This window comes from Pseudogemmobacter sp. TB195 (assembly GCF_058313095.1).
Map to the genome: position 1 here is coordinate 51,807 of NZ_JBZEGG010000016.1, position 19,083 is coordinate 70,889.

Here is a 19,083-nt window from a genome sequence, read left to right on the forward strand (position 1 = left end):
ATGGCCAATATCGACTGGAACCGCGCCACGCGCTATTTCCTGATGATGGATTTCATCAAAGGGTTCGCTCTGGGCATGAAGTATTTCTTCAAGCCGAAACCCACCATCAACTATCCGCATGAAAAGGGGCCGCTTTCGCCCCGTTTCCGCGGTGAGCACGCGTTGCGCCGTTACCCGAATGGCGAAGAACGCTGCATCGCCTGCAAGCTTTGCGAGGCGATTTGCCCGGCCCAGGCCATCACGATCGATGCGGAACCGCGCGAAGACGGCTCGCGCCGCACCACGCGCTACGATATCGATATGACGAAATGCATCTATTGCGGCTTCTGCCAGGAAGCCTGCCCGGTCGATGCCATCGTTGAAGGCCCGAATTTCGAATTTTCGACCGAGACCCGCGAAGAGCTGTTCTACAACAAGGACAAACTCCTTGAGAACGGCGCGCGGTGGGAAGCCGAGATTGCCCGCAATCTCGAACTCGACGCACCTTACCGTTAAGCCAGACCCCCCAACCGGAGACCCGGCCAGGCCATGAGCAGACTTGAATCAGCAATTACCGGAGCGGCGGGCGGGGCAATCACCTTCGCCCTTGTCGCTCTGTTTGCTGGCGGGATGCTCAGAGGCGATCCGGGGGGGCAGGGGGCAATCGGCCCGGCCGGCGCCGCAGGCCCGGCAGGGCCGGAAGGCCCGTCCGGACCCCAGGGTCCCGGCGGCGTGCAGGGGCCCGTTGGCCCGGCCGGCCCGCAAGGCGTCGAAGGTGTCGCCGGCCCGCAGGGGCCGCAGGGCGAGATCGGTGTCCAGGGCCCCGAAGGCCCCGCTGGCCCGCAGGGTGTGGCGGGCTATGGCGATCCGGGGCCGGATGCGCTGCTTCTCGTGCGCCGTGTGGGCGGCTGCCCCACCGGCTGGAACCCGGCAGGAGAGGTTGTGCTGAACGCATCTCCCGATTATGCGGGCAGCGCCGACCAGGAACGCTCGAATCCAGGGGTCGTGACTTCGGCAACCACGGGCTTTGCCAATGTCAATTTCTTCCTCTGCCAGCAGGGGAATGCCGGCGGGTCCGGCGGGGAGGGCGCGGAATGAACGAAGCCTATACCAAAATGCTGAGCCAGATGATGGAAAGCAGCCAGGAGATGCTGAAAAGCTTCAATCCGGGCATGGCCTCGGTCACGGAAAGCATGACCGAAGGCATGAAAGCGGGCGGCTTTGACAAGCTGTTTCCGACCATGCCGGCGGATCTGATGGAAATGTGGTTCGGCAAGACCTTTAACCGCGAGGGGCTCGACAGCCGCACGCGGCTTCTGGTGACGCTGGCCGGGCTGACGGTGCAGGGGGCGCTGCTGCCCGCAGGCGCCGGCGAGCCGCAGATCAGGGTGACGGTCCGGCATGCGCTGGAAGCCGGCGCCACGGAACGCGAGATCGCCGAGGTGATCTGGCAAATGAGCATGTTCGGCGGTTTGCCCGCCATGAGACAGGCGCTGGACATTGCCCAGTCCGTCTTTGACGAGAGGAAGGAAGCTAGCAAATGACCGTCGCGGTTTTTGCCTTTTATGTCTTTGCGCTGGTGACCATTGGCTCGGGCCTGATGGTGACGTTCAGCCGCAATCCGGTGCATGCGGTGCTCTGGCTGATCTCGGCCTTTGTCGGCGCGACCGGGCTTTTCGTGCTTTTGGGCGCGGAATTCATCGCGATGCTTCTGCTGATCGTCTATGTCGGCGCGGTCGCGGTGCTGTTCCTCTTTGTCGTAATGATGCTCGACGTCGATTTCGCGGCGCTGAAAGGCGAGATGGCGCGGGCCATGCCGCTCGCGCTGCTGATTGGCGTTGTGCTCCTGATGCAGATCGGGATCGCCTTCGGGTCCTGGCGGGTGTCTTCCGGCGCCAGCCTCACGAACCCGACTCCTACGGATGTCGACAATGCGCGCGCCATCGGTCTGTTGATATATGACCGCTATATCTACCTCTTCCAGGCTGCGGGTCTCGTGCTGCTGGTCGCGATGATCGGGGCGATCCTGCTGACGCTGCGCCATCGCACCGGCATCAAGCGCCAGAATGTGCTGCATCAGATGTGGCGCGACCCGGCCCAGACCATCGAGATGAAAGACATCAAACCGGGGCAGGGGCTCTGATCCATGATTTTCGCGGGGTTCATCATCGCAGGGGCGGCAGTCCCGCCGGCGGTCTCGCCGGCGCGGACCTGCATATCTGCCTGGATGAAACCTGTGGCCAATGCTGTCCGGGGCAGGTGTTGCGCCGGATCTGAAACCACCGGGCCGAATGTGGGAGGCAGGATCTGATGCTGCGCCTCTCGGCCTTGTTCACCTGTCTCGCGGGCACTTCCCAGGCTCTGACCCCTTTGCCGCCCTGTGGCGGTGTCGAGGCGGGCATGCGCACGGGGGCTCCGGCGCAGATTGCCGGTGCCGGCATCGTGGTCGAGCAATATCGGCAGAATATTACCAGCCATGGGGATCTGGCCGAGGCAGATACCCCGCCTGTCGGTGCCCTTTCGGGCTTCATCGGGTTGCGTGTCAGCCATTGTGCCACCGGGCGATTTGTCGCGATTCCGGGAGCGAGCGACAGTTACGCCGTGGCAGAACAGCTTGCTGCAAGCGCGGTTTTGCGCGACAGCCTCGCGACAAAGCGCACGGTTACTGCGGGCCAGATGATCGGCGCGGCAAAGGCCAGCTATGGCCGGGTGATCGTTCTTCGGGAAACCGAAGAGACCTGCGCCTGCAACACTTACTTTCCGGATCTGCGCGCCAAAGGGATGACCCCTTACAAAGAGCGCAACGATCTGGGGCAATAACGGGCGAGAGCGCCTGAGGGACGGATGAGATGGCAGTCGGAATTGAACATTACATCATGGTGGCGGCGACTTTGTTCGTCATCGGGATCTTCGGTCTCTTCCTCAACCGGAAGAACGTGATCGTCATCCTGATGTCGATCGAGCTGATCCTCCTGTCGGCCAATATCAGCTTTGTGTCTTTCTCGTCCTTCAACGGCGATCTGACCGGGCAGATCTTCACGCTCTTCGTGCTGACGGTCGCCGCAGCAGAGGCCGCCATCGGCCTCGCCATCCTCGTCGTCTTCTTCCGCAACCGCGGAACGATCGACGTCGAAGACGTGAATGTGATGAAGGGCTGAGAGAATGGTTCAGATTGTCTTTTTCGCTCCGCTGATCGGGGCCATTCTGTGCGGCTTCGGCTGGCGGTTCATCGGTGAGAAACCGGCCCAGGTTCTGACCACGGCGGCGGTCTTTCTCGCGGCGGCGCTGAGCTGGGTCATCTTTCTTGGCTTTGACGGCGAGACCTATAAGATCACGCTTTTGCGTTGGGTCGAAAGCGGCACGCTTGCGACCGAATGGGCGATCCGCGTTGACCGGATGACCGCGATCATGCTGGTCGTCGTCAACTCGGTCTCGGCTCTCGTTCACCTCTATTCCTTCGGCTATATGGCCCATGACGAGAACTGGACGGATGACGAGCCTTACCGCGCGCGTTTCTTCGCCTATCTCTCGTTCTTTACCTTCACCATGCTGACGCTGGTGACCGCCGACAACCTGCTGCAGATGTTCTTCGGCTGGGAAGGGGTGGGGGTCGCCTCCTATCTGCTGATCGGTTTCTACTGGAAGAAACAATCTGCCGGGGCCGCTGCGATGAAGGCTTTCATCGCGAACCGCGTCGGTGACTTCGGCTTCATCCTTGGCATTGCCGGCCTTTACCTGCTGACGGATTCGATCCAGTTCGACCAGGTCTTCGCCGCGATCCCGGGCAAGTCCGAAGTGACGCTGCGCTTCCTCTGGACCGACTGGAATGCGGTGAACCTGATCGCCTTCCTCCTGTTTGTCGGCGCTATGGGGAAATCGGCGCAGCTGTTCCTGCACACCTGGCTGCCGGATGCGATGGAGGGGCCGACGCCTGTCTCCGCGCTGATCCATGCCGCAACCATGGTGACCGCTGGCGTCTTCCTTGTTTGCCGCATGTCGCCGGTCTTTGAATATGCGCCCTATGCCACCGGCTTCATCACGGTGCTTGGGGCAACGACCGCCTTCTTTGCCGCGACAGTGGGTCTGGTGCAAAACGACATCAAGCGCGTGATCGCCTATTCGACCTGTTCGCAGCTGGGCTATATGTTCGTGGCGGCAGGCGTTGGCGCCTATCCGGTCGCGATGTTCCACCTCTTCACCCACGCCTTCTTCAAAGCGATGCTGTTCCTTGGCGCCGGTTCGGTGATCCATGCGACGCATCACGAACAGGATATGCGCTGGTATGGCGGTCTGCGTAAAAAGATCCCCTTCACCTTCTGGATGATGATGATTGGCACGCTCGCCATCACCGGTGTCGGTATCCCGCTGACCTATTACGGCTTCGCAGGTTTCCTGTCGAAAGACGCCGTGATCGAGAGCGCTTATATCGGGTCGGACTACGCCTTCTGGCTGCTTGTCATCGCCGCCGGCATGACCAGTTTCTATTCCTGGCGCCTGATGTTCCTGACCTTTTACGGCACCAGCCGCGCCGATCAGAAGCCGCAGGACGAACACGCGCATGACCACGCGCATGACCATGGTCACTCCCATGGCCATGATGCTCACGGGCATGATCACGGGGCTGATCACGGCCATGGCCATCACCACGAGCCGCATGAAAGCCCGCTGGTCATGCTGATCCCGCTGGCGGTCCTGTCGCTTGGCGCGCTTTTCTCGGGGATGATCTGGTACAAGGTCTTCTTCGGTGATGAAGAAAAGATGCGGACCTGGTTCGGGATGGAGCAGCTTGCGGCCCATCACATTGAAGAAGGTCACGCAGAGCCTGCTGCCGATCACGTGACAGCCGGCGAGACCGCAATCGGTGAGGCAGGTCATGCCGATACCGCAGCTGAGGCGCCCGGGGCATTCACCACCGCAGATGCCGGCGTGACCGATCCGGGTGAAGCGGTCGAAGCCGCAGATCATGGCACAGATCACGGTGTGGCGCCCAAAGGCGCGCTCCTGATGCTGCCTTACAGCGCGGCAGATCAGGCCGTGGTCGACACCCGCGTGGATGCGGCCAAGGTCGAGGCTTCGGGCCATGCGCCAAACACCATCATCGCGGCGGCCCATATGGTGCCGTCCTGGGTCAAGGTCTCGCCCTTTATCGCGATGCTGATCGGTCTGGTTCTGTCCTGGCTCTTCTACATCAAAAACCCGTCCTGGCCGCGCCGTCTGGCAGAGCAGCAGCGCCCGCTCTACCTCTTCCTCCTGAACAAATGGTATTTCGACGAGGTTTATAATTTCGTCTTCGTCAAAGGCTCGAAAGCCCTTGGCCGGCTGTTCTGGAAGAATGACGTCAAGGTCATCGACGGAACCATCAACGGGGTGGCGATGGGGATTATCCCCTTCTTCACCCGCCTCGCAAATCGCGCCCAGTCGGGCTTTGTCTTCCACTATGCCTTCGCCATGGTGCTCGGGATTGTTGCCCTGGTCACCTGGATGACGCTTTTCGGTGGCGCCAGGTAAAGGGGCCCGGGATCCATGGCACAACAACTTCTCAATATCATCCTCTTCCTGCCGCTGGTTGCAGCGCTGATCATGGCGCTGTTCCTCAGGGGCGATGACGAGGCCGCACGCGGCAACGCCAAATATCTGGCGCTGTTCGCGACCATCGCAACCTTCCTTGCCAGCCTCTTCCTGCTGGCGGAGTTCGATCCGTCGAGCCCGGATTTCCAGTTCGTCTCCGAACGGGACTGGATCCTCGGTCTGAAATGGCGGCTTGGCGTCGACGGGATCTCGATCCTCTTCGTCATGCTGACGACCTTCCTTATGCCGCTGGTGATCTGGTCGGCCTGGGATGTGACGAAACGCGTCAAGGAATATATGATCGCGTTTCTGATCCTTGAAACGCTGATGATCGGCGTGTTCTGCGCGCTGGATCTGGTGATGTTCTACCTTTTCTTCGAGGCAGGGCTGATCCCGATGTTCCTGATCATCGGGGTCTGGGGCGGCGTGAATCGCATCTATGCGGCGTTCAAATTCTTCCTCTACACCTTCCTCGGGTCCGTCCTGATGCTGGTGGCGATGATCTTCATGTATATGGATGCCGGCACCACCTGTATCGGTGCCTGCGGCGAGGGCCAGGTCTCGCTTCTGACCCATACTTTCAGCTTCGAGGCCTTTGACCTGCTGGGCATCCATGTGGTCGGCGGCGTGCAGACGCTGCTGTTCCTCGCGTTCTTCGCGAGTTTCGCGGTCAAGATGCCGATGTGGCCGGTTCACACCTGGCTGCCCGATGCCCACGTTCAGGCGCCGACCGCAGGGTCGGTGATCCTGGCGGCGGTCATGCTGAAGATGGGCGGCTACGGCTTCCTGCGGTTCTCGCTGCCGATGTTCCCGGTGGCCTCGGATCTGCTGGCGCCGCTGGTCTACTGGATGTCGGCGATTGCGGTGGTTTACACCTCGCTGGTCGCTCTGGTTCAGTCGGATATGAAAAAGCTGATCGCCTATTCCTCGGTCGCCCATATGGGGTACGTGACCATGGGGATTTTCGCGATGAACCAGCAGGGCGTTGACGGCGCGATCTTCCAGATGATCAGCCACGGCTTCATCTCGGGCGCTTTGTTCCTTTGCGTCGGCGTGATCTATGACCGGATGCATACCCGTGAGATCGACGCCTATGGCGGCCTTGTGAACCGGATGCCGGCCTATGCGATGGTGTTCATGTTCTTCACCATGGCCAATGTCGGGCTTCCCGGCACCTCTGGCTTCGTGGGCGAGTTCCTGACGATCATGGGCATCTATCAGGTCAACACCTGGATCGCCTTCTTCGCGGCCTCGGGCGTGATCTTCTCGGCCTCTTACGCGCTCTGGCTCTACCGCCGGGTGGTCTTCGGAACGCTTACCAAAGACAGCCTGAAGCTGATCACCGACATGACCGCGCGCGAGAAACTGATCTTCGCGCCCTTGGTGGCGATGACCCTGTTCCTCGGCATCTATCCGAGCGCGGTCACCGATATCATCGGCCCGTCCGTGACCCATCTGATCGAGAACTACCGTGCCGCTCTGCCCGTTCTGGCTGAGCAGGCGGCAATGCACTGAGGAAGCGCGACAATGACCGCAGTTGATTTCAACACCGTTCTGCCCGAGGTGATCCTCGCGCTTTACGCGATGGCCGCGCTCATGTTCGGTGTCTACACCGGCAAGGACAAAGTGGCGGTGCCGCTGGTCTGGGCCACGGCGGGGCTTTTCGTGGCGCTTGCGCTGTGGATTGGCCTTGGCGGCGAGGGCAGCCGGACGGCCTTCCACGGCATGTTCAACGACGACCCCTTCGCGCGCTTTGCCAAGGTGACGATCCTCGTATCTTCTGCCGCCGTGCTGGTGATGAGCCAGGACTATATGCAGCGCTACAATATGCTGCGCTTTGAATATCCGGTGATCGTGACGCTGGCTGTGACCGGCATGATGATGATGGTCTCGGCCGGTGATCTCATGGCGCTCTATATGGGGCTCGAGCTGCAATCGCTCGCGCTTTACGTGACGGCCGCGATGCGCCGCGATTCTGCGAAATCCTCGGAAGCCGGTCTGAAATATTTCGTCCTCGGCTCGCTGTCTTCCGGGATGCTGCTGTTCGGCGCCTCGCTGGTTTACGGCTTTACCGGCACGACGCAATTCGACGGCATCTTCGCAGCACTTCAGGCCGATGTCTCGCTGGGGCTGCTCTTTGGCCTGGTGTTCATGCTGGCGGGTCTTGCCTTCAAGATCTCGGCCGCACCCTTCCACATGTGGACGCCTGACGTCTATGAGGGCTCGCCCACTCCGGTGACCGCCTTCTTCGCCACTGCGCCGAAAGTCGCCGCGATGGCGCTGATCGCGCGGCTGGCCTGGGATGCCTTCGGCTCGATCCCGGCGCAATGGGGCCAGGTGCTGGCGGCGCTGTCGGTTCTGTCGATGTATCTCGGCGCGATTGCCGCGATTGGCCAGAAAGACATCAAACGCCTGATGGCCTATTCCTCGATCGCCCATATGGGCTATGCGCTGATCGGTCTTGCCGCCGCGACCACTGGCACTGCCGACCAGGCCGTGCAGGGCGTTCAGGCCATGCTGATCTATATGGTGATCTATGTCACCATGGGCGTGGGGTCCTTCGCCTTCATCCTCGGGATGGAGCGCAATGGCCGCCCGGTCACCGATGTTGCCAGCCTGAAGATGCTCTCGAAGACCGAGCCGCTGAAGGCGCTCGCCCTGTTGATGCTGTTCTTCAGCCTTGCAGGTGTGCCGCCCTTTATCGGCTTCTACGCCAAATTCGCGGTGCTGAAAGCGGCGGTGGATGCGGGCATGGTCTGGCTGGCGGTGGCGGGCGGGATCGCCTCGGTGATCGGCGCCTTCTACTATCTGCGCGTCGTGTATTTCATCTATTTCGGCGATACCGAAGATCCGGCGGAAAGCCGTATGTCGGCGGTACAATGGGTGGTGATGATGGCGGTAGCTGCGATCCTTGTGCTCGGGGCGATCAACCTCTTTGGCATCGAGGAGCCGGCATTGACGGCGGCAAAAGCGCTTGTGCTCTGACCTGGTAACCCGGGTCGAGCTGGCTTCGGTCGACTCCACCAATCTCGAGGCCTTCCGGCAGGCCCCCGATCTTCGGGGGCCTCTGTGGATTCTGGCGGGCGAGCAGACGGCAGGGAAGGGCAGGCGGGCAAGGCCCTGGACCAGCCCGCCGGGGAATTTCTACGGCAGCCTCGCGCAACGCCTGGACGACCCCCCTGCGCGCCTGGGGCTGCGGAGTTTCATCGCGGCGCTGGCGCTTTATGACGCCTTTGTTGCGGTTGTAGGGAATGGCACGGGTTTCGCGCTGAAATGGCCCAATGATGTGCTTCTGAATGGGGGCAAGCTGACGGGGATCCTGCTTGAGGCCTCTGGCCCGATACTGGTCATCGGGATGGGCGTGAACCTCCTCCATGCGCCGCCGGCTTCGGCGGTAGAGCCGGGCGCGGTGGCACCGGTCTCACTGCTTGGGGAAACCGGGGTGCGGGTGACGCCCGCGCGCTTCCTCGATGCGCTTGCGCCTGCGATGGCGCATTGGGAGGCCATTTTCCGGGCCGAGGGTTTCGCGCCGATCCGCGCCGCCTGGCTGTCGCGCGCCGCGCGGATTGGCGAGAAGATCATCGCCCGCACCGGATCCGAGACCCGCGAGGGCATATTCGAGACCATCGACCAGGACGGCAATCTGGTTCTGCGCATGGCCTCTGGCACCGTTGCCATTCCGGCAGCGGATGTGTTTTTCTGACACGAACCCCAGGGAGCGGCGAATGCTTCTCGCGATCGACTGCGGCAACACCAATACCGTCTTTGCCATCTGGGACGGGGCGAAGTTCATCGCCACCTGGCGCATCGGTACCGATCACAAACGCACGGCAGATGAGTATTTCGTCTGGCTTTCCTCGCTTTTGCTGCTCAACCGGCTGGAGGTGAAGATCGGTGAGGTGATCATCTCGTCTACCGTGCCGCGGGTGGTGTTCAATCTGCGTGTGCTGTCAAACCGCTATTTCGACTGCCGCCCGCTGGTGGTGGGCAAGCCCGAATGTCTGTTGCCGCATCAGCCGAGGGTCGATCAGGGCACGACTGTCGGCCCCGACCGGCTGGTGAACACGGCAGGCGCCTTTGACCGGCATGGCGGCAATCTGATCGTGGTTGATTTCGGCACCGCGACCACCTTTGACGTCGTCGATACCGATGGCGCCTATATCGGCGGTGTGATCGCGCCGGGGGTGAACCTGAGCCTTGAGGCACTGCATATGGCGGCGGCCGCGCTTCCCCATGTCGATGTGACGCGGCCCGCGCAGGCGATTGGCACGAATACGGTGGCCTGTATGCAGTCAGGCGTGTATTGGGGCTATATCGGCCTTGTCGAAGGCATCGTGCGCGCCATCCGCGAGGAACGCGATCGCCCGATGAAGGTGATCGGCACCGGCGGCCTTGCGTCGCTCTTCGCCCAGGACACTGAGATTTTCGAGTCGATTGAGGATGATCTGACCATGCATGGCCTCGTCCTGATCCATGAGTACAACAAGGAAAACGCATGAAGAGTGAACGGCTGATCTACCTTCCGCTGGGTGGTGCCGGCGAAATCGGGATGAATGCCTATGTCTACGGCTATGGCGCCCCTGGGAAGGAGAGGCTGATCCTCGTGGATATGGGGGTGACTTTCCCCGATATGGACGGGGCTCCGGGGGTCGAGGTGATCATGCCCGACATCACCTGGCTGGAAGAACGCGTGAGCAGGCTTGAGGCGATATTCATCACCCACGCCCATGAGGATCATATCGGCGCGCTTGGCCATCTCTGGCCGAAGCTGAAGGCAAAGGTCTATGCGCGGAAATTCACCGCCGCCATCGGCAAGCTGAAGATGGATGAGCTGGGCCATCCGACCGATGCGATTGTGACCGTGGGTGCGCGCCCTGATGTGGTCGAGGCGGGGCCGTTCCGCGTGCAGTTCGTGCCGCTTTCGCATTCGATCCCGGAATCGGCGGCTCTGATCATCGACACGCCCGCAGGGCGCGTGGTGCATTCGGGCGATTTCAAGCTCGACCGTTCGCCGGTCGTGGGCGAGGCCTGGGATGATGCGCTCTGGCAATCGGTGGCCGACGAGGCACCGGTCAGGGCGCTGATGTGCGACAGTACCAATGTGTTCTCGACCCATCCGGGGCGGTCCGAGGCGACTTTGGCCGAGCCTTTGGCCGAGCTGATCAAGGCATCAGAAGGGATGTTCGTTGCAACCACCTTCGGCTCGAACGTGGCGCGGCTGAAGACGCTCGCCGAGGCGGCTGTGGCGGCGGATCGCACGATCTGCGTCATGGGCCGCTCGATGAAGCGGATGCTCTCGGTCGCCGAGTCCACCGGGGTGCTGACCTCTTTCCCGCGGGTGGTGTCGACCGAAGACGCGCTGGAAGTGCCGCGCCGCAACCTGATGCTGCTGGTGACCGGCAGCCAGGGTGAGCGGCGGGCGGCGGCGGCGGCTTTGTCGCGCGGCAAATATCTGGGCCATGAGCTGAAAAGGGGCGATACCTTCCTGTTCTCCTCGCGCACGATCCCGGGGAACGAAAAGGGCGTCTACAAGATCTGGAACGAGTTTTCCGAGAAGGGCGTGCGGGTCGTCGATGATGCCGGCGGGCTCTATCATGTCTCGGGCCATGCGAACCGTCCGGATCTGGAACATGTGCACCGGCTGCTGCTGCCGGATATGCTGATCCCGATGCATGGCGAACACCGGCATCTGACAGAACATGCCCGGATCGGGTCCGAGGGCGGGATTGCGACGCAGGTGGCGGTCAACGGGATGATGGTCGATCTGACCGGCGAGCATCCGAAGGTCGTTGAATATGTCGAGACCGGGCGGCTTTATCTGGACGGGACCGTGCTGATCGGGGCGCTGGACGGGGTGATCCGCAACCGGATCCGCATGGCGCTGAACGGGCATGTGCTGGCGACGGTAATCCTAGACGAGGCAGGCGAGCCGCTGGGCGAGCCCTGGGTCGAGATCATGGGGCTGACGCCGACCGGCAAGGGCGGGCGCGATCTGGCCGAGACGATGGAGGCCGAGCTTGATGAATGGATGGGCCGTGCCGGGCGCAAGGTTCTGAAAAACGATGACAAGGTCGAGGATGACATGCGCCGCATCATCCGCCAGGTTGCGGTGGAAGAAATCGGCAAAAAGCCGGAAGTGACCGTGGTGGTTTCGCGTCTTTTGCCCGAATGAGGTCACGGCTGGCGGGACGGGGTTCCGCCGGTTGACGGATCCTGCGCTTCCGCGCCGGATCTGGTTTTTGCGGGATCTCCCGATCCGTGGGCCGGACCAGAGGCCCGACCCACGGATCGGGAGCGAAGAGCACGGCCTTTGGCCGTGCGACTTTAGCAGCATAGCAAAGCCCGCCACTGGCGGTCTTTGCTATGACTGCCGCCCAGAGGGGCAGACTTCTGCAGATTTGGACAGGAGCAGCAGGTTTCTTTCGACCTTTGACTGCGGATATCGGCGTTTTGTCTGGGACCAACAGACCAGGGGGCGGTTCCTGTCCGGGGCGAGCCCAGGCGAGACCTTGTTGCGAAAGCGTGAATGGGCTCTGAGGCGCATGCGCATGCGCAGGCGAAGTCCCCGCCGAACCATCCGTGATCATTGCGGCGCGGTGCCCGGGTCTCGCTCATGAAAAAGTGGCCGGATCGTTTTAGGCGGGTCAACACCTGAACGAAATCCGTGCCCGGATCACTGCTGTTATCTCAAACCAATTCGCCCCTGCAGAGCGGCCCTGCGCGACACCCAAAAGGCCTGAAATCGTAATGCGGCAGAATGATCTGCATATCCGCAGACCGCGACATGGACACGCGTGGTTTCGCCGGCAGGCCGCCTCTGATCAGCCAGCCTGGACCCCGCGCTGAATGCCGCCAGTGTCGCAACGGCGACAGGCATGGCACGGGTGGACGGTGGTGTTAAGGGGCGCGGGCGGCAACGAGGTTGTGCCGGCCTGGAATAAGGGTGTTGGCAATGGCGATGAATGTGTCGGCCTGCGCTTGGCACGCTGCGAGCTGAACTCAAACATCTCACCCTTTGGGGCGTGAATCCCGATCCGGCATGTGCATGGCAGTCTGCCCGCCAGCCCCTTTGTGGGAAGGAACCGCCCTGGTGGTGATCACAGTTCGGACGGCCGGATCCGGAAAGACATCAGCGCCCTCCTCGGTGACGCCACCGGCATCCACCGCGAGGGGGCGCCGCACGCACCGGCCCGCAGTCCGGCGATCCTGTAAAACTGCGCTGTAAACCTCGCGCCGATCACGCCTCTGGCGACCACACCGGCGGGGGGGCAGCTGTTGGTGCAATCACCAGCCGCAGAACAGTCTTGAACAGATCGACCGACCTGATCAGCTCTCTTTTCGCGCGTGACCACGCGATGCAGGGACGTGTCGCGCTTCGCCGCAACACGACATCGCAAAACTGCGCCTCAGGCTGAAGACGCCAGGCCAAAACCCTTGCTTTGAGATCACCCGGACGCCAACGTCGTCCGGTCGGATTGTGACGGAGACCGACCCGCGACACTGCCCGCCATCCGGTGAACCGGGGACTGCTTCTTGCAGAGCCATGGTCAGGAAGCGATGCCCGAAACCCGGAACAACCCACAACCGTGGGGCGGAGGTACAGATTGCGCGGGCTGGGACATTGGCTGATCCTGAAATTTGGATGCCGATGCGGGCAGGCCGCGAAGATCCGGGTCGCCAGCTCAGACCGCACCAGGCTGCGTGAACACCTCTTGCATTCAGCGGGCGCAGCACGGCACAGCCTGTGCCGCCGGGCCAGGCCAGGCGGCGCGATCAATTGATCAAGACCTGCCCCGCGTTCATGGATGGCGGGCTGAGGCGCCTGTCTGCGGCCGCGGCCTCTTCGATACTGACGAGCAGGCTGTGGCCATTATCAGCCGGAGATTTGACCGCAGGGGGGCAGTGGCGCGGCGCGCGCGGGGCAAGGTGATGCTTTGGCGCAGGGAAACTGGCGCAGGAGTGTTGGCTTCAGGGCCTTGAGCTGCGCAGTCTTTCCGGTTTCAGGCGCGAGATGGCCCAAGCATAGGGTCTGCGCGCATCAGATAGATTTCGGATGCGCGCAGATCTGTTCAGATCGGCTGAAGCCGGTCTTCGCTTTCGCCAGCCTCATCTGCGGCCTCGTTTGCGGCCACATCTGCCACCGCCGGAGCCAATGCCGAAACCTCTGCGGGAGCCGGGGTGCTTTCCGGGTCGCGGGCGGCACTCTGTGCTGCCACTGCGGGCGCGGCTGCGGGCGTCTCTTCCGGGCTGTGGTCCGGGGCGAGATTGTCTTCCGCCGCGCTGTCCTCGGTGGGGGAGGGCGTGCTGATCCGGAAGCTGCGCAGCAGGAAGTCGGGAACATGGTCGCCCATGCCGATCACGGCAGGGCCATCGTCGCGGCGGTCGCGGCGGTCGTTACGGCGGCCACCTGCATCCCGGCTGCCAGCGTCACGGGCGAGCGATTCGCGGCCAGCGGACTCGCGGTTGCCATCGCGGGCGACCGGATCGCGGCGGGGTTCGCTGTATGAGGGGCTGCGCGAGCCGCCTTCACGTCCGGAGCTGCCCCTTGCACTGGCCTCTTTCTGGGGGGCCTCGCTGCGCTCGGGCTGCGCCTTCGGCGCGACGGGTTCGGCCTGGGGGGCTGCTGCGGCGCGGTCTTCGTCCTGAGCGCGTTCGCGTCCGCCGCGAGACCGTTCGCGGCCCTTGCCACCGCGCGAACGCTCGCCACGCTCACTGCGGTCCCCGCGGTCAGACCGTTCGCCACGCGGTTCGCGGCTGGTGCGCGACGAACCGGCACTTTCGAGATCGAGCCCTTCGGGCAGCTCTGCGCGCGGGATTTCCTGTTTCACCAGGCTTTCCACCGCAGCCAGCTGCTTGGCGTCAGACGGTGTGGCCAGGGTGAAGGCGCGACCATGGCGGCCGGCGCGGCCGGTGCGGCCGATGCGGTGCACGTAATCCTCGGGATGGCCCGGCACATCGAAGTTGAACACATGGCTGACCGCCGGAATATCAAGCCCACGCGCCGCCACATCAGAGGCCACGAGGATATGCAGCGAGCCGTCGCGGAAGGCATCGAGCGTTTTTGTCCGCTGCGACTGGTCAAGGTCACCATGGATGGGAGCTGCGTTGAAACCGTGCGATTTCAGCGATTTGGCGACAACATCCACATCCATCTTGCGGTTGCAGAACACGATGCCATTGGTGCAGGTTTCGCCTTCTGCCGCGATCAGCGACCGCAGCACGGCACGCTTTTCGGTGAAGGACCGGTCTTTGCGCGACGGCGTGAAATACACGACCTTCTGGTCGATATTCGTATTGGTGGTGGCCTGACGCGCAACCTCGATCCGCGCGGGGGCAGTCAGGAATGTATTGGTGATCCGCTCGATTTCGGGGGCCATGGTGGCCGAGTAGAACATCGTCTGGCGGGTGAAGGGGGTGAGCTGGAAGATGCGCTCGATATCGGGGATGAAGCCCATATCGAGCATCCGGTCGGCCTCATCGACCACCATGATCTGCACGCCGGTCAGCAAAAGCTTGCCGCGTTCAAAATGATCGAGCAGCCGGCCCGGCGTCGCGATCAGCACGTCGACGCCACGGTCAATCAGCTTGTCCTGTTCGCCAAAGGCCACGCCGCCGATCAGGAGCGCCTTGGTCAGCTTTGTATGTTTGGCATAGGTGTCGAAATTCTCGGCCACCTGGGCTGCAAGTTCGCGCGTCGGCGCCAGCACGAGGCTGCGCGGCATCCGGGCGCGCGCCCGGCCCTGGCCGAGCAGCGTGATCATCGGCAGCGTGAAGCTTGCGGTTTTACCGGTGCCGGTCTGGGCGATCCCAAGCACATCGCGGCCCTTCAGAGCTTCGGGAATGGCTTCAGCCTGGATCGGCGTGGGCGTCTCATACCCAGCTTCGGAAACGGCCTGGAGAACCCGGGGATCAAGGGCGAGGTCGGAAAATTTGGTCATATGCGTCCAATAGTGGCGGCAAGGGTCATGAGGACCGGCCGCGAGTGGGGGCGGGACGCAGGATTTCAGGCGCCCCATCGGAACAGCCCGCCGGATTGCGGGTTCCGGCGCCAGATAGCGTGAATTTGTACAATGGTCAATCTGAGGCACCTTTTTGTGCCGGATTGTGACCTTCTGGTTGCGAGTGCGGCGTGTTTTCGGCGGATTGGTTCCGCTCTGAAAGGGGTGCAAAGGGGCACCCCGGGGGCAGGCAGCGGATCTGCGCCTGTTTCGCCGGGCGGCTGCAGATTGAGGGGGCGCGGGGCTTGCGCGGGAGAGCAGCTATCCCGACATGCGCAAAGGAAACCCAGTTCGGAGACGAGAATGAAATGTCCGGTCGACAACGAGACGCTGCTTATGACAGAGCGCCAGGGGGTCGAGATCGACTACTGCCCAAAATGCCGGGGCATCTGGCTCGACAGGGGAGAGCTGGATAAGCTGATCGAGGTCGCCGCCAGCAAGGCGATGCCGGCTGTGACCCAGGCCGAGCCGCAGCGCGCCAGCCCGCCACCTCCTCCGCCGGTCAGCGAAGCGGCCAGGCCGCACCCTGAGCAGGACCGCTCTGTCTCTCCCGCCGCCCGCGCGTCAGAGCGGATGGGCTTTGATCAGCGCGCGCGCCATACGCCGATCCCGGATCCGAGGGATCAGGACATGTCCGGCAACCGCAGCCGCAAACGCTATGATGACGATGACGAAGATTATGATGACCGCAACCGGGGGCGCCGCAAACGCGGAATGGGGAGTATCCTGGGCGAAATATTTGATTTTTGATAAAAAAAGGGCCGGGAGAGGGATCTCCCGGCCTTTTCAGTCAGTCCTGGTGATGCTTCGCTCTTGCACTCGGGCCGGTATCCCGGGCGCAGCCCAGCTCAGGCCATCATTTCTTTCGTCGCCGTCAGCCGCAGCGCCGGATAATCGCGCACCACCCGGTCGATGTCCCATTGCAGCCGGGTCAGGAACACGAGGTCGCCGTCATTATCAGTGGCGATATGCTGCTTGTTCAGATTGACCATCTTTTCGATCTCGTCCCTGTCGCCCGAAATCCAGCGCGCCGAGGCGAATTGCGAGGGCTCGAACCGCACCGGGATCTGATATTCCAGCCCGATCCGCGAGGCGAGCACGTCGAATTGCAGCGCGCCGACCACGCCCACGATAAAACCAGAGCCGATGGCGGGCTTGAAAACTTTGGCAGCACCTTCCTCGGCGAATTGCATCAGCGCCTTTTCCAGGTGTTTGGCCTTCATCGGGTCGGTCGCGCGGATATTTTGCAAGAGCTCGGGCGCGAAAGACGGGATCCCGGTGAAGCGCAGCGTCTCGCCCTCGGTCAGCGCGTCGCCGATCCTGAGCTGACCGTGATTCGGGATGCCGATAATGTCGCCGGCCCAGGCCTCATCCGCCAGTTCGCGGTCGGCGGCGAGGAACAGCACCGGATTGGTCACCGCCATCAGCTTTTTGGACCGCACATGCGTCAGTTTCATGCCGCGTTCAAAATGGCCCGAGGCGAGGCGGACAAAGGCCACGCGGTCGCGGTGCCTGGGGTCCATATTGGCCTGGACCTTGAAGACAAAGCCGGTGACCTTTGGTTCTTCGGCGGCCACGGCGCGTTCGGCCGCCTTTTGCGGCTGCGGTTCGGGGCCGAAATTGCCGATCCCTTCCATCAGCTCTTTGACGCCAAAGGAATTGATCGCCGAGCCGAACCAGATCGGCGTCATCGCGCCTTGCAAAAACGCCTCGCGGTCAAAGGCGGGCAGCAATTCCCGCGCCATGGCGATTTCCTCGCGCAGCTGCGCCAGCTGGTCTGCGGGGATATGATCGGCAAGGCGCGGGTCATCCAGCCCGTCGAGCTTGACCGATTCCGCCACTTTGTTGCGGTCGGCGCGGTCCATCAGCTCGAGGCGGTCATTCAGCAGGTCATAGGCGCCGAGGAAATCGCGCCCCGAGCCAATCGGCCAGGAGGCCGGCGCCACGTCGATCGCCAGATTCTCCTGAATCTCGTCGATGATCTCGAACGTGTCGCGCGCCTCGCGGTCCATCTTGTTGCAGAAAGTCAGGATCGGCAGATCGCGCAGCCGGCAGACCTCGAACAGTTTCCGCGTCTGGCTTTCCACGCCTTTCGCCCCGTCGATCACCATGATCGCGGCATCGACGGCGGTCAGCGTGCGATAGGTGTCTTCGGAAAAATCCGAGTGGCCGGGCGTGTCGACCAGATTGTACCGGAACTCGCGATATTCAAACGACATCGCCGAGGCCGAGACCGAGATGCCCCGGTCCTGTTCCATCTTGAGAAAGTCCGAGCGCGTGCGCCGCGCCTCGCCCTTGGCGCGCACCTGGCCCGCCATCTGGATCGCGCCGCCAAACAGGAGGAACTTTTCGGTCAGCGTGGTTTTGCCCGCATCCGGATGCGCGATGATCGCGAAGGTCCGGCGGCGGGAAATCTCGGGCGGAAGGGTGGGGGCGTTGTCCAGCATGGCCGGGCTTTTAGCGCCTGTCGCTGTCGCCGTCTATCGCGCAGGCGGGCCGGGGGGAAGATCCGCCGCCGAAACCGGGCAGGCGTTGCCGGCTGGACAAAGCGGGGCCCGCATGTTTGCCTTTTGCCCGGGTGTGTTACGAGGATCTGGTCGATGCGTCTTCTGGCTGTTGTTTTCGCGCTGATCTCCGCGCTTCCGGTGCAGGCGGCCTGGTTCACCGACAATGGCGCGCGCGAAGCGATGTCGGTTCTGCGCGCGAAGCCTGTTGCAGATCTCAGCCCGACCGAACGCGAGATCCTGACGGCGGCGAACCGCATCGGCTGGATTGCTGTGCCTGACTGTGGCTGGGGTTCGAATGCGGTTCTGGTCACGGTAGAGGGCCAGGATTACGCGGTGACCTCACTGCATCTTCTGACCGGAAGGGGGCCGGGCCAGGTGCATTGCGACCCGGGTCTTGACGCGATTTTCCTGCCCAATGCCGCTTACATCTTGCCAGACATTTCGTACCAGTCCGGCGACGAGGCTGTCCGCCGCATGGAATTCGAAAACAGGATTGTCGATCTGGAGCCGGATCCGGTGAATTTCACCCGGGCAGGCGCGGGGATGCCCTGGGTCGGGGACTGGGTCGCCTATCGCCTGACCGAGACCGTCTCGGATGATATCATGCCCGATTTCGCCTGGGGGGCCGGGGGGCTGCGCGGGTCGATGCCCTGGTCCGCGCGGCAGAACCCGGCCGGGCCGGTCTGGGTGATCGGCTATGACGGGCGGTTCGAGCAGGAAAACGGCTGGGAGTTTTCCTGGCAGGGCTGTGAACAGCGCAAGACGCGGCCCGATAACGGCATGATCTATTTCACCTGCGATGCCGCGCCCGGCGCAAGTTCCTCGCTGATTGCGGTGATGGAAGACGGGCGGCTGACCTTTCAGGGTATCGTGACCGGGGTCATGGATCCGGCAATCGGCACTGATATTCCGGTTCCGAACAGCGCGCTGTTGTGGAATATCGGCACGCAAAGTGCGGGAATTCAGGCAAAACTCGACCCTGGATCCCTGCCGGACCCTGGCGGCTGGCGCGGCCTCTGGCGCTGATCCGC

General features: G+C 62.7%; 16 protein-coding genes. 14 read left to right on the forward strand and 2 right to left on the reverse strand.

All coding sequences use genetic code 11. The annotated features are described in order from the left end of the window. From nuoI to AC4FS3_RS16765, 12 genes are all read left to right on the forward strand, one after another. A complete protein-coding gene (gene nuoI, locus AC4FS3_RS16710) occupies nt 1-495 on the forward strand; it encodes an NADH-quinone oxidoreductase subunit NuoI (protein ID WP_283177396.1) in 495 nt (164 codons plus the stop codon). Between the two features lie 33 nt (nt 496-528). Further along, the gene (locus AC4FS3_RS16715; protein WP_491021491.1) at nt 529-1,077 is read left to right on the forward strand and encodes a hypothetical protein; all 549 of its coding nucleotides are present in this window, start codon (nt 529-531) and stop codon (nt 1,075-1,077) included. Next, on the forward strand, nt 1,074-1,523 hold the full coding sequence (locus AC4FS3_RS16720; RefSeq protein WP_198837537.1) for a carboxymuconolactone decarboxylase family protein: 450 nt from the start codon (nt 1,074-1,076) through the stop codon (nt 1,521-1,523). Before AC4FS3_RS16715 ends, AC4FS3_RS16720 begins: the two co-directional genes overlap by 4 nt. Continuing rightward, on the forward strand, nt 1,520-2,122 hold the full coding sequence (locus AC4FS3_RS16725; protein WP_283177399.1) for an NADH-quinone oxidoreductase subunit J: 603 nt from the start codon (nt 1,520-1,522) through the stop codon (nt 2,120-2,122). Before AC4FS3_RS16720 ends, AC4FS3_RS16725 begins: the two co-directional genes overlap by 4 nt. A gap of 167 nt (nt 2,123-2,289) precedes the next feature. Beyond that, entirely contained in the window at nt 2,290-2,799 is a 510-nt protein-coding gene (locus AC4FS3_RS16730; RefSeq protein ID WP_491021492.1) for a hypothetical protein, read from the forward strand. A gap of 29 nt (nt 2,800-2,828) precedes the next feature. Further along, nucleotides 2,829-3,137, forward strand: a complete 309-nt coding sequence (gene nuoK / locus AC4FS3_RS16735; protein ID WP_092896299.1) for an NADH-quinone oxidoreductase subunit NuoK — start codon at nt 2,829-2,831, stop codon at nt 3,135-3,137. Nucleotides 3,138-3,141: 4 nt separating this feature from the next. Beyond that, nucleotides 3,142-5,487: an NADH-quinone oxidoreductase subunit L gene (gene nuoL / locus AC4FS3_RS16740; protein ID WP_491021493.1), complete on the forward strand. Its 2,346-nt coding sequence runs from the start codon at nt 3,142-3,144 to the stop codon at nt 5,485-5,487. A 15-nt stretch (nt 5,488-5,502) separates the two neighbouring features. Next, nucleotides 5,503-7,062, forward strand: a complete 1,560-nt coding sequence (locus AC4FS3_RS16745; protein WP_491021494.1) for an NADH-quinone oxidoreductase subunit M — start codon at nt 5,503-5,505, stop codon at nt 7,060-7,062. 12 nt (nt 7,063-7,074) lie between these two features. Next, complete coding sequence (gene nuoN, locus AC4FS3_RS16750) at nt 7,075-8,532, forward strand: NADH-quinone oxidoreductase subunit NuoN (RefSeq protein WP_491021495.1); 1,458 nt, start codon at nt 7,075-7,077, stop codon at nt 8,530-8,532. Further along, a complete protein-coding gene (locus AC4FS3_RS16755; protein ID WP_491021496.1) occupies nt 8,522-9,250 on the forward strand; it encodes a biotin--[acetyl-CoA-carboxylase] ligase in 729 nt (242 codons plus the stop codon). The genes nuoN and AC4FS3_RS16755 overlap by 11 nt, the downstream gene beginning before the upstream one ends. Before the next feature lie 22 nt (nt 9,251-9,272). Continuing rightward, nucleotides 9,273-10,046, forward strand: a complete 774-nt coding sequence (locus AC4FS3_RS16760; protein WP_198837529.1) for a type III pantothenate kinase — start codon at nt 9,273-9,275, stop codon at nt 10,044-10,046. After that, nucleotides 10,043-11,719, forward strand: a complete 1,677-nt coding sequence (locus AC4FS3_RS16765; protein ID WP_491021497.1) for a ribonuclease J — start codon at nt 10,043-10,045, stop codon at nt 11,717-11,719. Before AC4FS3_RS16760 ends, AC4FS3_RS16765 begins: the two co-directional genes overlap by 4 nt. A 1,897-nt stretch (nt 11,720-13,616) precedes the next feature. Here the strand turns inward: AC4FS3_RS16765 and AC4FS3_RS16770 are convergent. Then, nucleotides 13,617-15,485, reverse strand: coding sequence for a DEAD/DEAH box helicase (locus AC4FS3_RS16770; RefSeq protein ID WP_491021498.1), 1,869 nt, complete (start codon nt 15,483-15,485; stop codon nt 13,617-13,619). 363 nt (nt 15,486-15,848) lie between these two features. Here AC4FS3_RS16770 and AC4FS3_RS16775 point away from each other — a divergent pair, with 363 nt between their 5' ends. Then, complete coding sequence (locus tag AC4FS3_RS16775; RefSeq protein ID WP_491021499.1) at nt 15,849-16,295, forward strand: TFIIB-type zinc ribbon-containing protein; 447 nt, start codon at nt 15,849-15,851, stop codon at nt 16,293-16,295. 98 nt (nt 16,296-16,393) lie between these two features. On the opposite strand, the gene AC4FS3_RS16780 is transcribed toward AC4FS3_RS16775, so the two are convergent. Continuing rightward, the gene (locus AC4FS3_RS16780; protein WP_491021500.1) at nt 16,394-17,992 is read right to left on the reverse strand and encodes a peptide chain release factor 3; all 1,599 of its coding nucleotides are present in this window, start codon (nt 17,990-17,992) and stop codon (nt 16,394-16,396) included. A 153-nt stretch (nt 17,993-18,145) separates the two neighbouring features. Here AC4FS3_RS16780 and AC4FS3_RS16785 point away from each other — a divergent pair, with 153 nt between their 5' ends. After that, a complete protein-coding gene (locus tag AC4FS3_RS16785) occupies nt 18,146-19,078 on the forward strand; it encodes a hypothetical protein (protein ID WP_491021501.1) in 933 nt (310 codons plus the stop codon). Nucleotides 19,079-19,083: the final 5 nt, after the last annotated feature.